This is a genomic window from Streptococcus mitis (genome assembly GCF_946188695.1).
Classification (GTDB): Bacteria; Bacillota; Bacilli; order Lactobacillales; family Streptococcaceae; genus Streptococcus; species Streptococcus mitis_DF.
The window spans coordinates 101,475-117,397 of the sequence record NZ_CAMHWI010000001.1; the positions used below are offsets into that span (position 1 = coordinate 101,475).

Consider the following 15,923-nt stretch of genomic DNA (forward strand, 5'->3'; position numbering starts at 1 on the left):
TAGTTACAAATTTTACTTATTCTTTGTCTGGAATGACCTTGAAGAGATAATAGGTGATAAAGATGGTCAAAGCTCCTAGAGCGATTTTGACTGGTAAAAGAGGTGCAAAATAAATGGAAATTCCCATCAAGATGTAGATGGATACGATGATTTTTTTCTTACGTTCACGCGCAATAGACTTGGTCTCACGAAAATCAGCTACATATGCTTGATAGAGTTTGGTATGATACAACCAATCTTCGAAGCGCTTGGAACTTCTGGAGAAACAAGCAATAGACAACAAAAGGAAAGGCGTTGTCGGCAACAAGGGTAAAACAACCCCAACAATAGCCAAGGCCAGTGATAAAAAACCAATAATAAGATAAATAATACGCATAACTACTCCTAATTAAAATAATCTTCTTCTAGTTTCGCATACAATGATGAATTTTGTCAAGCTCCAACCAAAAAGAGCCTGAAATTCACTTTCAGGACTCTCCTCTTATTTAATCTTTTCTTCTTCGTAGTCACCGTTACTACAAACAACCTGCTTGCCACCACCACGGACTTTTTTCTCCATGAGGAAATTGCCACATTTTGGACAATCACGACCAACAGGCTTGTCCCAAGAAGTAAATTCACATTCTGGATAGCGATTGCAACCATAGAAGAGGCGGTTACGTTTGGTTTTACGCTCAATGATTTGTCCCTGATGACAACTTGGACACTCAACACCGATTTCTTTCACGATTGCTTGGGTATGGCGGCAATCTGGGAAATTGCTACAAGCGTAGAACTTACCAAAACGACCAAGTTTAATGACCATTGGACTGCCACAGACTTCACAGTCAAATCCAGCTGGTTCATCCTTGATTTGGATTTTCTCCATTTCTTCTTCAGCCTTGGCCACTTCTTTAGAGAATGGTTTATAAAAGGCGTCAATAACACGTTGCCACTGCTCTTTTCCGACTTCGACATCATCCAGCTTGCCTTCCATTTCAGCTGTGAAGGTCACGTTTACTATATCTGGGAAATATTCAACGATGAGCTTGTTGACAATTTCACCCAACTCTGTCGGTTCAAAGCGTTTGGCTGCAAGGCGAACATAATAACGTTTCTGAATGGTTTCAATAGTTGGTGCGTAGGTTGATGGACGTCCAACCCCATTTTCCTCCAAGGTCTTGATCAAGGTCGCTTCAGAATAGCGAGCAGGCGGTTGTGTGAAATGTTGCTCTGGTTTGCTATTGACCTGCTTGACCATATCTCCAACAGCCATATCTGGTAACATCTTATTCTTATCAGAATCATTATAAATGGCAAGATAACCATCAAACTTAACCTGACTACCATTGGCAGCAAATTGGATCCCGTTTTGAGACAATTTAACAGCCATGGTATCAAAGACGGCCGCTGTCATCTGGCTAGCCACAAAACGATTCCAGATAAGGGTATAAAGCTTGAGCTGATCCTTATCCAGATACTTAGCAATACTTTCAGGTGTATTAAAGACACTAGACGGACGAATAGCCTCGTGGGCATCCTGAGCTCCTGATGCATTTTTGACCTTGCTACCATGCTTAGAATACTTGCTACCAAAACGGTCCGTAATGAAACTTGCTGCTTCGTTCTGCGCTACTGGACTGATACGAGTTGAGTCTGTACGCATATAGGTAATCAAACCTTGGACACCAGACCCAATATTAATCCCTTCATAGAGCTGTTGGGCAACCATCATGGTCTTTCGAGTACGGAAATTGATTTTATTAGCAGCATCCATCTGCATAGATGAAGTGGTATAAGGTAAAGGAGCATTACGTTTGCGCTCTTTCTTATCTACCTGATCCACTGAAAAGTCTTTACTAGTTAGACGAGATAAGACTTCCTTAACCTCGTCATTGCTAGTCAGTTTCAGCTTTTTACCATCTACTCCATAGAAAGCAGCCTGGAATTGCTTGGTTCCCTTTTTAAAGACAGCATCAATTGTCCAATATTCCTCTGGCTGGAAAGCATTGATTTCATTCTCACGATCAATGATTAACTTAAGCGCAATAGACTGAACGCGACCTGCTGACAAGCCCTTCTTGACCTTCTTCCACAAAATAGGCGAAATCGAGTACCCCACCAAGCGGTCTAGGACACGACGAGCCTGTTGGGCATCGACCAAGTCCATATCAATCTTACGAGGTTCTTTAAAAGCATTTTTGACCGCATCCTTGGTGATTTCATTGAAGACCACACGGTTGGCATCATTTTCATCCAAGTTGAGAATATGGGCCAAATGCCAAGAAATCGCTTCTCCTTCTCGGTCCGGGTCACTCGCCAGAAAGACTTTATTAGCTTTTTTGGCTTCTTTTTTCAAGTCATTAATGAGTGGACCTTTTCCTCGGATATTGATATATTGCGGTTCATAATTATTTTCAATATCGACGGACATACTGGATCTCTTCAAATCACGGATATGCCCGACACTGGCTAAAACCTTGTAGTTCCTGCCTAGATATTTTTCAATCGTTTTCGCCTTAGCAGGCGACTCCACGATGACTAGATTTTTTTTAACTGTTGATTTTTTCTTTTTTGTTGCCGTAGCCACAGTATCACACCTTTTCAAAGTAATAAACTTTATAAAGTGTAAACCATTTTGCCATAACTGTCAAGACTTAGCTCCTATATATAGAAGAAAAGTTTGTCTAGTAAGCGAAATTTCGTCTTAAAATTCAAATTCCGCAAGAACATCCTTCCCACTGGTGACCAATTTTGCTCCTTCTTGAATCAAATGATGGCAACCGTCTGATAGTCCATCTAAAATGCTACCAGGAATAGCAAAGACATCGCGCCCTTCCTCCATTGCTCGCTCACAGGTAATGAGACTCCCCGAGCGCATCTTAGCCTCTGCTACAATCACACCACGGCAAAGTCCAGAAATAATGCGATTACGGGCAGGAAAATGAAATTTCAGAGGCTGTTCGCCAGGTCCATATTCACTAAGAACCAGATGGTCATTTCCGATATAGTCTTGCAAACGTTTATTGGCTTTAGGATAAAACACATCCAGACCTGTTCCAATCACTGCAATGGTTTTTCCACCATTCTGGAGAGCTGCCATATGAGCTGCTGTGTCAATGCCCTTGGCTAATCCACTGACGATAACCAGTTCATTTTCCAAACCCTGAATGACTTTTTCAACTGACTTAGCTCCCTGTTTGCTACAAGCGCGACTACCCACAACCGCTACCTTTGGAAATTTCAAGAGATCCAGATTGCCCTTGTAAAATAAAAGCACAGGTGCATCATAAATTTCACTTAGATCCCAAGGATAACAGTCATCTAAAATAGAGAAAGATGGAAATTTTTGAAATTCCTTCTCCAAATACGCATCGTCTATCTGAAAATAACGTTCCATAAAAACGGCTGGATTTCGGCAACCTGATATATCTGCAATGTCACCCAACAAAAGTTCTTGATCAACACTTTCACCGTATTCTAGTACTTTCAAAATCTGTTGATTGGTCAAACCTGATTTTTTTAATTTATAGATTTCATAGTTTGTGATTTTCATAAATAGCCCCATTTCTTTTTCTACTCATCTATCTATTCGTAAAAAAATCAAAAAAACATCCGACTATTTTAGCCAGATGTTGGAATTTTTAATTTTCGTTTTTAAGAATTTCTTCTAATTTATGATAATCTTGAACACTATCAATTTCATAGATGCTATTGCCTTCTAATTCTTCAACATAGACATCTAGCTCTTTGATATTATCCTTAACCATATTGTCCCAGTAGAGATCTACAAATTCACCACTTGCATAGGCCTTATCGATAAAGCTGACAATCTTTTCTGCTGTTGGAGCATCCCAGAAAGAGACACCACTAAGGATACGACCAGCCTTGCTATCAACAGTAATGTCTTGAACCTTATAGTCATCTCCATAGACCAAGAACCATTCGTTGGTACAATCTTCACGATAAACACTAAAATAAGTCGAACGTGTCAAATCATTGCGGAACATATTTTTGAAGAGATAGTTATCTGCATCAATAACATAGCTGTTAGCCAATTCTTCTTTTACAAGATAGAGAGAGTAAAAGTTATTGTAGTCAGCGTATTTATCATTGAAAACGAGGCGAACTCCATATTTTTCTTTTAAGTAATCGAATTGTTCTTTAAGGTAACCAACGATGATGATGATGTCATTGATTCCTTTTTCTTTGAGAAACTCAATTTGGTATTCGATCAAAGGTTTCTGATTAACCTGAACCAAGGCTTTAGGGGTATTTTCGGTCATAGGACGCAAGCGAGTTCCCAATCCCGCTGCTAAGATAATGGCTTTCACACGAATCTCCTTTATTCTTTAATAATAATATAAACTCCAGCAATGACGACAAGTGACGTAATAATTGTCAGCATATCTAGCGGTGCACCCAAGAAAACAACTGCAAACAAGACTGTCCATACTACATAGCTCACGTTCAAGCCTGTAGCCTTGGCTGGTTGCAAGCGATTGATAGCGATATAATAAGCCAGGTAGGAAATCATATCAAAGGCCGCAAAGACAATCATAAGACCTAGCAATTGTCCATTGGCCACTTCTGCAAATGACTGATGAGAGAAGAGCACAATCACAAGATAGGACAAGAATGAAGTTACTTGACGGATCAAGAGAGCCTCGATTTCACTCAATTCACTTTCCATGGCAAAGGAGCTAAGAACACTCTCACTTCCCCATGCAATAGCACAAATCAAAGCACAGAGAATCCCAATGTAGAAGGAATTGACCTGTTCAACCTTATAGGTCTGAGCAATTATCCCTCCAATAATCAAGACAATCCCAAACACAGTATTTTTCGAAATCTTGTGCTTCAAAAAGAAGAAAGCCAATAAAACTGAAATCGCAGGGTAAATAGCCGATACAGATGAAGCTAAGGAACTTCCGATATACTTAACCGCATAAAGATTGGCCTGCATACCGATAGGGCCTGCTAGCAAGGCTCCGATGATAACACTAACATTGCGAATATTTAAGAAAATTGAGAGACGAACTTTTCCTTCTTTTACCAAGAGAAAAGCTAGTAAGATAAAGATACTCAAGAAATCGTGAGCAGCGGCCACCACAAAGGGCGACAAATCTGTAAAAATCGAAAAGATATAAGCACTAATCGTTAGACCTAAACCCCAGAAAATACCTGAGAGTAGACCAAAAGAAACTCCATTTTTATTTTTCATCTGAACCTCCATAATATGACAAACCTTTAACAGCTCTTTGGTAACGACTCACACCATAGTCACCAAAATCTGCACCTTGCTCTTCTTTGTAGACTGTCCATAGACTCCAAATAGCATCTTGCAAAATTTTATAGATTGCAATCTTTTCACGAGAGACAGGTGTTTGCTCACTCTCATAGTGAGACAAGAAGTCTTCTTCCTCTTGACGAGTGAATTCAGACTCTAAAAAGAGGGCAGCCAAATCCCACATTGGATCGTTCATTGATGAATATTCCCAGTCAATCAGATAAAGTCGTCCTTGTGGTGACTCGATAAAGTTTTCAGGCACCAAATCGATATGACAAGATTTTCTGTCAACACCTAAGTCAGCCAGTCTTTTCTCTAAGGAGAAGACTTCTTCTCGAACAGCTTCATAGTTGACATAAGGGATTTTCTCTTCAATCAAGGATTCGTATTTTTTGATTTCTTCAAAAGGAGCAAATTCTCCTCTTAACTCCTTACCAGATGCATGAATAGTTTGTAATATTGGAGCAATTTTGTCAAATTTGGTCTTGATTGACGTTGAATCAAGCGTAATCGCAGATTCGATATACTCATTTACTTTGATACCAGCATCAATATCAAAAAGATAATTTTTTACATCTAGGTCTAAATCTTTAAGTAGTTCAAGATTGTACTTTTCATCTTGACGATTGATCAGCTTTTCTGTCCCTTTACCAAAGAACTTAACGATGTATTGCTTATTTGTTGTTTTGACCAAATAGTTTTGATTGGTCATTCCCCCCAGTTGTTCAACACTGAGGACTTCCTCTTCTTGACTAAGTAGGGAAGAAATTTTTTCTTTAATGATTTTCTCCACAATTAACCTCCAGCACTTATACTTCCCACTTAAACACGGTTTTAAAGGCTGTGTTTAAATCGGTTGCAAAGACACGGTGAATATCTTTAATTTCTCTTACAGGTTCTTCTAGATAAAGGATATTTTTAAGACGATTGGCGAATTTCTTGACTTCCATCATTTGGATTGCATTTTCAAAATCAATGCGACCAGAACGAGAGGAACCAACCAAGAGCAAGCCTTTTTCTAAGGCATCGCGTGTATTGAGATTGACTTTATACTCGCTAACACCCATCATGAGAATCGTTCCCTGAGGACGAATATAGCGAATCAAGTCATTAATGGCTGGTCCAGTACCATCACCACCACAACACTCAAAAGCATGGTCAAAGGTCAAATCTTCAGGAATATTATCAGTAATATGGCATTCTTTGGCAAATGAGAAAAGTTCCAATTTTTCCCAATGACGACCAATAACCACAATCTCTGCTTCTGGCAAAGTATAGTTGATAATATTGGCAACCACAAATGCTAAACTTCCATCTCCAATAACGGCGATTCGGTCCCGCTTGCTATGAGCGAGGGTCAATAGACGATTCATAGCGTGCATGCCGACACTGACAAACTCTGTAATCGCTGCAACCGTGTCTTCAATGGCATCATAAGCCACCACACGGTCTTTAGGGAGAGAAACAAACTCTCTCATAAAGCCATCAAAACCACTAGACAAGAAATGGGTCCCTGTCATGTAGTTCTCATAGAATTCTTCATCACTCTGCATAGGAGGCTGATTTGGAATCATGACAACTTTTTGACCAACCTCATAGGTTCCCGTCGGGTCAGAAATAACGGTTCCACATGACTCGTGAATCATCGCCATTGGAAGCTTTTTATTCAAAATCTTGGGATCACGTTTTCCTTGGTAGTAACGCTGATCCGCATGACAGACCGCCATATAATTAGGGCGGATGAGGATATGATTCTCTTGGTCAATAGCCTCTTCCTGATATTTGACATTGATAAACTTAGGCTTAGTTAGTTGATAAATTTGATTAATCATTTTACTAGTCTTTCTCAATCATACTTTTTGCAATCTTCAAATCTGTTACGGTTGTGATTTTAAGATTTGAATATTCACCCTTGGCCAAGGCCACATCTTTTCCTTTAATGACAAATATTTTACATGCATCTGTCAAGATTTCCTTCTCTTCAGCAGAGAGAGAACCGTAAAGGTCCATGAAGTCCTTGCAACGGAATGTTTGAGGTGTTTGTCCTTGATAAAGGTGAGCACGATTTGGAATATCTGTAATAAATTGACCATTGGTACTTTCAACGATAGTATCAACCGCTTCTACCACTGTATCCACTGCGTCATGATTTTGGGCAAGTTGGATATTGTCCTGAATCATGCGAAGTGTAATAAATGGACGAACAGAATCATGGGTAACAACGATATCCTCTGAAGTAAGCGGACGATAAGCATCAATGGCTTCAATGATTTTCTCAATACTTGTATTGCGGTCAGCACCACCTTTTGTAATGATGATACGTTCCTTATGAAGAGGAAGATATTTATCTACAAGATCTTCTGCATGAGAAACCCAGTCTCCATGAACCCCAACTACAATTTTTTCAATACTTGGTTCCAAGACAAATTTTTCAATTGTATGAATCAAAATAGGTCGATCACCTAGCTCTAAAAATTGTTTTGGCAAGTTACTGATTCCCATGCGTGTGCCAGTTCCACCAGCAAGAATTCCTGCATAAATCATCTATTTTCTCCTTTGTCTTACTAAAAAAACTTATTCTCTCTATTATACCACAATCTAGTCCTATCATGAAAGAAATACCGACCCTCCCGTTCTAGAATAGAAGGTTTAAGGAGTTCTATTATTCAAAGAAACTAGTCCATTTCTAGTAATGACTAGGAATTCTGTAGTCATTACCAATAAATGGCTGTGAAATTTTAGAGTTCTTCAGAATAATATAGTTTTCTTAAAGAAAGCTTAAAATAAAACTTTGGAACTTCAAAGTGATTACTTGACTTATACTCAATGAAAATCAAAAAGCAAACTAGGAAGCTAGCCGTAAGCTGTACTTGAGTACGGTAAGGCGACGCTGACGTGGTTTGAATTTGATTTTCGAAGAGTATTACTGCCCTTCATTTCTTATTAGCTGACTTTATGATATAATGAAAAACGAGGTAAATTGAATGAAAAGTATAAAATTAAATGCTCTATCTTATATGGGAATTCGTGTCTTGAATATTATTTTTCCCATCTTAACTGGTACCTACGTCGCGCGTGTCTTGGACCGAACTGACTATGGTTACTTCAACTCAGTTGACACTATTTTGTCATTTTTCTTGCCCTTTGCGACTTATGGGGTCTATAACTACGGTTTACGGGCCATCAGTAATGTCAAGGATAACAAAAAGGATCTTAATAGAACCTTCTCTAGTCTTTTTTATTTGTGCATAGCTTGTACGATTTTGACCACTGCTGTCTATATCCTAGCCTATCCTCTCTTCTTTACTGATAATCCAATCATCAAAAAAGTCTACCTTGTTATGGGGATTCAACTCATTGCCCAGATTTTTTCAATCGAGTGGGTCAATGAAGCTCTGGAAAATTACAGTTTTCTCTTTTACAAGACTGCCTTCATCCGTATCCTGATGCTGGTATCTATTTTCCTGTTTGTCAAAAATGAACACGATATTGTTGTCTATACACTTGTGATGAGTTTATCGACACTGATTAACTATCTGATTAGTTATTTTTGGATTAAAAGAGACATTAAGCTTGTTAAAATTCACATAAGTGATTTTAAACCGCTTTTTCTCCCTCTAACAGCCATGTTGGTCTTTGCTAATGCCAATATGCTCTTCACTTTTTTGGATCGTCTCTTCCTCGTTAAAACAGGGATTGATGTCAACGTTAGTTACTATACCATGGCTCAGCGAATTGTGACCGTTATAGCTGGAGTTGTAACAGGAGCTATCGGAGTGAGTGTGCCTCGTCTCAGTTACTATCTGGGGAAAGGAGACAAAGAAGCCTATGTTTCTCTGGTTAACAGAGGAAGTCGAATCTTTAACTTCTTTATCATTCCACTGAGTTTCGGACTCATGGTTTTAGGACCAAATGCTATCCTACTTTATGGTAGTGAAAAATATATCGGAGGCGGTATCTTAACCTCTCTCTTCGCTTTTCGCACGATTATCCTGGCACTGGATACCATTCTTGGTTCCCAAATTCTCTTTACAAATGGCTATGAAAAACGAATCACAGTCTATACAGTCTTTGCAGGATTACTCAATTTGGGCTTAAATAGTCTCCTCTTTTTCAACCACATCGTGGCTCCTGAATACTACTTACTGACAACTATGCTATCAGAGGCCTCTCTACTTGTTTTCTATATCATTTTCATCCATAGAAAACAACTCATCCACTTAGGACATATCTTTAGCTATACTGTTCGATACTCGCTCTTTTCACTTTCCTTTGTAGGAATTTATTTCCTGATTAATTTCTTGTATCCCGTGGATATGGTCATTAATTTGCCATTTTTGATTAATACTGGTTTAATTGTCTTGCTATCAGCCATCTCTTATATTGGTCTACTTGTCTTCACCAAAGATAGCATTTTCTATGAATTTTTAAACCATGTCCTAGCCTTAAAAAATAAATTCAAAAAATCTTAGGAGTATAGAATGAAACAACTAACCATTGAAGATGCCAAACAAATTGAATTAGAAATTTTGGATTATATTGATACTCTCTGTAAAAAGCACAATATCAACTATATTATTAACTACGGTACTCTGATTGGGGCGGTTCGACATCAGGGCTTTATTCCTTGGGACGACGATATTGACCTGTCCATGCCTCGAGAAGACTACCAACGATTTATAAACATTTTTCAAAAGGAAAAAAGCAAATATAAGCTCCTTTCCTTAGAAACTGATAAGAACTACTTTAACAACTTTATCAAAATGACCGACAGTACAACTAAAATTATTGATACTCGGAATACAAAAACCTATGAGTCAGGTGTTTTTATCGATATTTTCCCTATGGATCGCTTTGATGACCCTAAGGTCATTGATATTTGTTATAAGCTGGAAAGCTTCAAACTTCTGTCTTTCAGTAAACATAAAAATATTGTCTATAAAGATAGCCTCTTAAAAGATTGGATACGAACAGCCTTCTGGTTACTCCTTCGACCTGTTTCTCCTCGTTATTTCGCACATAAAATCGAGAAAGAAATTCAAAAATATAGTCGTGAAAATGGGCAGTATATGGCTTTTATCCCTTCTAAATTTAAGGAAAAGGAAGTCTTCCCAAGTGGTACCTTCGATAAAACAATCGATTTACCCTTTGAGAATTTGACCCTTCCTGCGCCAGAAAAATTTGATACTATTTTGACACAATTTTATGGAGATTATATGACCCTACCACCAGAAGAAAAACGCTTCTACAGTCATGAATTTCACGCTTATAAATTGGAGGATTAGGATGCAATATTTAGAAAAAGAAGAAATTAAAGAAATTCAACTAGCCCTGCTAGACTATATTGATGAGACTTGTAAGAAACATGATATTCCTTATTTTCTAAGTTATGGAACCATGCTTGGAGCTATCCGCCACAAAGGTATGATTCCCTGGGACGATGATATTGATATTTCCCTTTATCGTGAAGATTATGAGCGCTTATTGAAGATTATTGAGGAAGAAAATCACCCTCGCTACAAGGTTCTTTCCTACGATACATCTTCTTGGTACTTCCATAATTTCGCATCGATTTTGGACACTTCTACTGTTATCGAAGACCATGTTAAGTACAAGCGTCATGACACCAGTCTCTTTATCGATGTCTTCCCAATTGATCGCTTTACAGACTTGAGCATTGTCGACAAGAGTTATAAGTATGTAGCCCTTCGTCAACTAGCTTATATCAAAAAATCACGCGCAGTTCACGGTGATAGCAAATTAAAAGATTTTCTAAGATTATGTAGCTGGTACGCCCTCCGATTGGTCAATCCCCGTTACTTTTACAAGAAAATTGATCAACTAGTCAAAAATGCTACAACCAACACTCCTCAATATGAAGGAGGAATTGGGATTGGTAAGGAAGGTATGAAAGAAGTCTTCCCAGTTGATACCTTTAAAGAACTCATCTTAACTGAGTTTGAAGGCCGTATGTTACCAGTTCCTAAAAAATATGACCAATTTTTAACCCAGATGTATGGCGATTATATGACACCACCATCAAAAGAAATGCAAGAATGGTATAGTCACAGTATTAAAGCTTATCGCGAAAGCTGATTAAGGACGACCATATAAACTACAAAAAGGCTGGGGAAAAACTCAATTTCAGGAGAAAATGAAGTAATTATTCCTACAACAAAACGCATAATATCAGGTCTTGAACACCTAAATATTATGCGTTTTTAATTTTTCTTCAATCCATTACAATAGATAGAGAACTCAATTTCTTATAAGTAAAGGAATTTGAAAATAGCTACTGCCGCAATTGCTGCTGCGATCGGTGCTACTACTGGTACCCAAGAGTACCACCATTTTGAATCGCCTTTGTGCTCACCAAGAACTGATTTTGGAAGGAAAGCATGAAGGAGACGTGGTCCCAAGTCACGGGCTGGGTTCAAGGCAGGTCCTGTAGGTCCACCAAGTGATGTTACCAAGGCCATAACAAGGAATCCAAGTGCCAAGTGAGCTACTGAAAGTCCTGAAGCAGTATGTGGTGCTACTTGGGCTTTGATTGCTAAATCAGAAAAGTCAACATTTTGACCTGCTTGACTAGCCATTTGTTTCATGTATTGAAGCACTTCAGAACCAAAGAAGTTTTTAGTCATTCCAAGGGCTGCAAAGAAAAGAACAAATGATCCAACAAACTCATTTACAAAACCATTAACAGTTGCTGCAAAATGTGATTCTTTTGTACCATTATCCAAACTTGAAATTGTTGAGAAAGTACCCAAAATGTTGTTTGGATTTTCAGTTTTCAAGTAGTATGGGCGGTGTGTTGCCACAACCAAGGCTTGACCAAAGATAGCACCCAAAACTTGTGCGATGATATAAGGCGCAACTTGAGCCCAAGGGAAAAGACCGCTGATTGCAAGTCCAAGAGTGAAGGCTGGGTTGATGTGGTTACCAGATACGTTACCAAACATCAAGGCTGGGATCATAACCCCCATACCATAACCAACAGCGATAACGATCCAGCCACTTTGGTGACCTTTCGTACCTTTAAGTTCAACGTTGGCAACTGCACCATTTCCAAGAATGATCAAAATAGCAGTTCCCAAAAATTCAGTGGCATATTTAATTGCCCATGTGAAATCCATTTGATAGATTCTCCTTAAAATTTTTTAGACAATCCTTATTCTATCAATTTTTACATCTTTTAGCAACTACTTTCCCGAAAGATTGTGATAGAAAACGGTTCCAAATCTTATAAACTAATCTTTGTTTTCAAGATATCCCCAGTTCATTATGTTATCTACGCTAATCTGATGCTTTTATGTCAATTCCTCCTGATACATAGTATAGGGAATAAGAAGTATCTTTCCCCATTCACCAATCAGAGTTTTGCTATGAAAACAAAACTCTATCCTTCTAATGAAACAATCTTAACCTGATTTATATAAAAATTCTCGTCACATTTCCATAAAAGCTCAGCCATATTTTTGTAAGAAATGGATTTATCGTGATCTGCTCTAATCGTAAGATTATAACCACTTTCATTCCTATCCATGTCAATATTTAGATTGTAAAATCCCTTCTGTTCAATGAGAATATTCAAGGTATCTATTGAAGGTTTATTGGTTACAAATCCAGTCATTCTGATATGATAATGAGTATCGCTTTTCAAAAATTTGGAGCTACTTTTCTGAACAGAGACAACAATTAAACTGCAAAATAAGCCTAGAAAAGCAAAACCTGCTCCAATCGCCATCCCAATACCTGCAGTTACCCAAATACCAACTGCTGTGGTGATACCACTGATTTTTTTATCCCTCATGAAAATAATACCACCGCCAATGAAACTAATTCCACTGACAATTTGGGCCGCAACCCTAGAAGTATCATCATTAGGCGTATCCAAGAAAGCTTCTTTTGATAAAATCATCATTAAAGTTGCAGTTAAGGCAACTAAGATATGAGTCTTTCTCCCAGCCTGCTTGTGCTTAGACTTTCTTTCATAGCCAATGATAAAACCAGAAAAACAAGATAATAAAATGAGAATAATATATCGGACTTCAATCGGTAGAGCTATCGTATCAAGCATTATTTTCCTCCTCTATCACTCATAATTTTATATTATAGTCCTAGTTGAAACTTTTTCAAGAGAATATATTAGTTGAAAATTGTCCTTTTTAAAACAAAAAACCGCAGTTACCCTCTAGTAATAACTTGCAGTTTTCTGTAACTAATGGATTCTTACAATGTCTCAAACAATTCTTGCATTTGCACATCATCTGGAACCAGTTTTAAGTAAGCTTGTGCATTGACTTTGGCTTCCTCAAAGTAGCCCAATTCACGCAAGAGATAGATATAGTGTTCCAGAAACTCTGGATTGTCCTTTAAATCTACTGCCAACTCTTGGTAAAGCTCATAGGCAGTATCCAAATCGTCCATTTCTTGATAGGAACGAGCAATCATCCACTTGGTCAAGAGATTTTCTGGCTCCTCACTTTGCAAGTCTAGAATGTCTTCATAACGTTCCTGCTCCAGATAAATAGTTGCTAGACGGAGTAAGATTTCTTCCGTATCCTCAGCATCTTCTTTAGCAGTAAGGAGGTAGTTCTCTGCTCCACTAGCATCATGCAATTCATAGGAAAATTGTGAAGCTACTAACAAGAGTCTTGTTTCAAACGGATTTTTCTCCAACCCTTGCTTAGCGATACGCAGGGCTTCTTGAACTTGATGTTCCTTATGTAAGGCCTGACTGTAACCATACTCATATCCTTCAAAATCAGGTGAAATGGTATCAAGTTGCTTAAAGTAGAGGACAGCTTTTTGGTATTCTTCTTGATCAAAGTAAAGACTGGCCAACTCAAAAGCTGTTAGGTCATCGTATTCTAACTCCAGAGCTTTTTCTAAAAACCCTGTAGCTGTTTCAAATTTCCCTAACTGGGCATAGGCAAAGCCAATCCGTTGATAGGTGGAAATGCCCGTTTGCTCATAAATCGAGCGATTATCTAACTGGGCATAGCCTTGAATGGCCTCTTGGTAATTTTCCAACTCACTATCTAATTCTGCCAAGCCCAATATCAAGAGAGGATCCTCTGAGTAAGTCAATGCTTCTAACAATTTCTCACGTGCCACATCTGTCAAACCTTCCATCTGGTAAAGGTCCGCTTTAAGTGCCAAAGCCGACACATACCAGTCACTGTCAGCTTGGATTTCCTCAAGATAAGCAAAGGCTTCTTCAATTTGACCATCCTCGCTAGCAATTGTTGCTAGATTTAGATTAACCTCTGGGAAATCCTCTACAATTTTCAGGTAAATTTCCTTGGCCTGAGGATAAAAACCAATTCCTTCAAGATAAGTCGCTAATTCATAAAGAAGCTCACTTGGATCATTCTCTAAAGCTTTGACGAAATAATGTTCTGCCTTAACTAAATCTTGCTCTTCCAAAGCCTGTAACATCTGTTGACTATTGTTCACTCTTGGCTTCCTCTCCCTCTAGTTCATATAGGCCACTGACTACCTTATACCATTCAAAAATCGCTGAAATGACAACTTTAGCAGAGGCATAAACCGGAATACCGAGCAAGACTCCCCATATGCCAAACATGGATCCTGAAGTTAACAAGACAAAGAGAACATTAATGGGATGGATGTTTAATTGACTTCCCAAAATCAATGGAGAGACAAAACGGCCTTCAATAGTTTGTTCTACGATAAAGACAATCACTACTTTCAAAAGCATGACTGGACCAGCAATCAAGCCCAATACTAAGGCAGGAAGCATGGCTAGGAAACTACCAAGATAAGGAACCAGATTTAAGATACCAGCAGTAACACCAAGCGTAACCGCATAGCGTAGAGCAATGATCTTGAAGAAGATGATAAACATTACTGCTACAATAATAGCCACTGTCACTTGCCCTCGAACATAGTTGGACAACTGCTGATTCACATCTGATAAAACTTGTCCAACAGGTTCTTTCAATTTCGTTGGCATGAATTGGGTCAAATAGTGACGCAGGCCTTTCCCATCACGTAAGAGATAAAAGAGCATGAAAGGAACGATAATCAAGGCAACAATCACTTGAGATGCACCGCTAATAAAGGCGCTTACCCAGTTGACCGCCTGAGAAGAAACCTTACTTGCCCAAACTGTAGCCTGACTAGAGAAGTTTGTCAAAACTTGCTCTAACTGAGGCCTGAAATCATCTGGCAAACGCTTGGTGACCAAATCATCAATAACCCGATCAGCATCTTCAAGGTAGATTGGTACATTTCTTGCAAATGTTAAGACCTGACGTTGCAGATTTGGAATCGCTACTGCCAAGCCCCAAATGATAAAGAGAGCGATGATGACAAAGACAATAGTGATAGCTATAACACGATTAATTTTGTGTTTCTCCATCCAATCAACAATGGGATTCAGTAAATAATATAGCAAACCAGATAGAATGACTGGTAACATCACAACTGCCAAAAAGTCCAAAACAGGTGAAAATAGAAAACTAATCTTACTTAAAATAAAAAGATTCAGTCCCAACAATAAGGTTACCAAAAATACCGTAATTGCCTTGTTATCCAAAAACCACTTGAAAAACCAAGACAGGCTAAAATGTTTCTCTTTTTGTTCCATAAATAATTCCTTTCTGTCGTCCTTTCATTATACCAT

Annotated in this window: 15 protein-coding genes; 3 read left to right on the top strand and 12 right to left on the bottom strand. The window is 38.4% G+C overall.

From position 1 onward, the window contains the following. Positions 1-16: 16 nt before the first annotated feature. The 8 genes from N8L33_RS00425 to N8L33_RS00460 form a co-directional block, all read right to left on the bottom strand. Positions 17-376: a YbaN family protein gene (locus N8L33_RS00425; RefSeq protein ID WP_261058003.1), complete on the bottom strand. Its 360-nt coding sequence runs from the start codon at positions 374-376 to the stop codon at positions 17-19. Between the two features lie 105 nt (positions 377-481). After that, on the bottom strand, positions 482-2,569 hold the full coding sequence (topA, locus tag N8L33_RS00430; protein WP_261058004.1) for a type I DNA topoisomerase: 2,088 nt from the start codon (positions 2,567-2,569) through the stop codon (positions 482-484). A 117-nt stretch (positions 2,570-2,686) separates the two neighbouring features. Next, complete coding sequence (gene dprA / locus N8L33_RS00435) at positions 2,687-3,535, bottom strand: DNA-processing protein DprA (protein ID WP_261058005.1); 849 nt, start codon at positions 3,533-3,535, stop codon at positions 2,687-2,689. An 88-nt stretch (positions 3,536-3,623) separates the two neighbouring features. Beyond that, on the bottom strand, positions 3,624-4,313 hold the full coding sequence (locus tag N8L33_RS00440) for a sugar phosphate nucleotidyltransferase (protein WP_000643974.1): 690 nt from the start codon (positions 4,311-4,313) through the stop codon (positions 3,624-3,626). Between the two features lie 11 nt (positions 4,314-4,324). Next, complete coding sequence (locus N8L33_RS00445; RefSeq protein ID WP_203176500.1) at positions 4,325-5,203, bottom strand: DMT family transporter; 879 nt, start codon at positions 5,201-5,203, stop codon at positions 4,325-4,327. Beyond that, positions 5,193-6,062: a phosphotransferase family protein gene (locus N8L33_RS00450; protein ID WP_000411220.1), complete on the bottom strand. Its 870-nt coding sequence runs from the start codon at positions 6,060-6,062 to the stop codon at positions 5,193-5,195. Before N8L33_RS00450 ends, N8L33_RS00445 begins: the two co-directional genes overlap by 11 nt. Before the next feature lie 16 nt (positions 6,063-6,078). Then, complete coding sequence (locus N8L33_RS00455; RefSeq protein WP_203176496.1) at positions 6,079-7,101, bottom strand: ribitol-5-phosphate dehydrogenase; 1,023 nt, start codon at positions 7,099-7,101, stop codon at positions 6,079-6,081. A gap of 4 nt (positions 7,102-7,105) precedes the next feature. Then, positions 7,106-7,813, bottom strand: coding sequence for an IspD/TarI family cytidylyltransferase (locus N8L33_RS00460; protein WP_023940235.1), 708 nt, complete (start codon positions 7,811-7,813; stop codon positions 7,106-7,108). Positions 7,814-8,253: 440 nt separating this feature from the next. On the opposite strand from N8L33_RS00460, the gene tacF reads away from it, so the two are divergent. From tacF to N8L33_RS00475, 3 genes are read left to right on the top strand one after another with little or no spacing between them, the layout of a single operon-like run. Then, on the top strand, positions 8,254-9,741 hold the full coding sequence (gene tacF / locus N8L33_RS00465; protein WP_203176494.1) for an oligosaccharide flippase family protein: 1,488 nt from the start codon (positions 8,254-8,256) through the stop codon (positions 9,739-9,741). Positions 9,742-9,750: 9 nt separating this feature from the next. Beyond that, complete coding sequence (locus tag N8L33_RS00470) at positions 9,751-10,554, top strand: LicD family protein (RefSeq protein WP_261058006.1); 804 nt, start codon at positions 9,751-9,753, stop codon at positions 10,552-10,554. 1 nt (position 10,555) lies between these two features. After that, positions 10,556-11,365, top strand: coding sequence for a LicD family protein (locus tag N8L33_RS00475; protein ID WP_153192431.1), 810 nt, complete (start codon positions 10,556-10,558; stop codon positions 11,363-11,365). Between the two features lie 170 nt (positions 11,366-11,535). On the opposite strand, the gene gla is transcribed toward N8L33_RS00475, so the two are convergent. The 4 genes from gla to N8L33_RS00495 all read right to left on the bottom strand — a co-directional run bounded on the left by gla (position 11,536) and on the right by N8L33_RS00495 (position 15,887). Continuing rightward, positions 11,536-12,405 (bottom strand): aquaglyceroporin Gla, encoded by an 870-nt coding sequence (gene gla / locus N8L33_RS00480; RefSeq protein WP_049491488.1) that lies wholly within the window; start codon positions 12,403-12,405, stop codon positions 11,536-11,538. A 263-nt stretch (positions 12,406-12,668) separates the two neighbouring features. Beyond that, positions 12,669-13,349, bottom strand: a complete 681-nt coding sequence (locus N8L33_RS00485; protein ID WP_153192433.1) for an MgtC/SapB family protein — start codon at positions 13,347-13,349, stop codon at positions 12,669-12,671. 152 nt (positions 13,350-13,501) lie between these two features. After that, a complete protein-coding gene (locus N8L33_RS00490) occupies positions 13,502-14,731 on the bottom strand; it encodes a tetratricopeptide repeat protein (RefSeq protein ID WP_180948743.1) in 1,230 nt (409 codons plus the stop codon). Continuing rightward, entirely contained in the window at positions 14,721-15,887 is a 1,167-nt protein-coding gene (locus tag N8L33_RS00495) for an AI-2E family transporter (RefSeq protein WP_261058007.1), read from the bottom strand. The genes N8L33_RS00490 and N8L33_RS00495 overlap by 11 nt, the downstream gene beginning before the upstream one ends. Positions 15,888-15,923 lie beyond the last annotated feature (36 nt).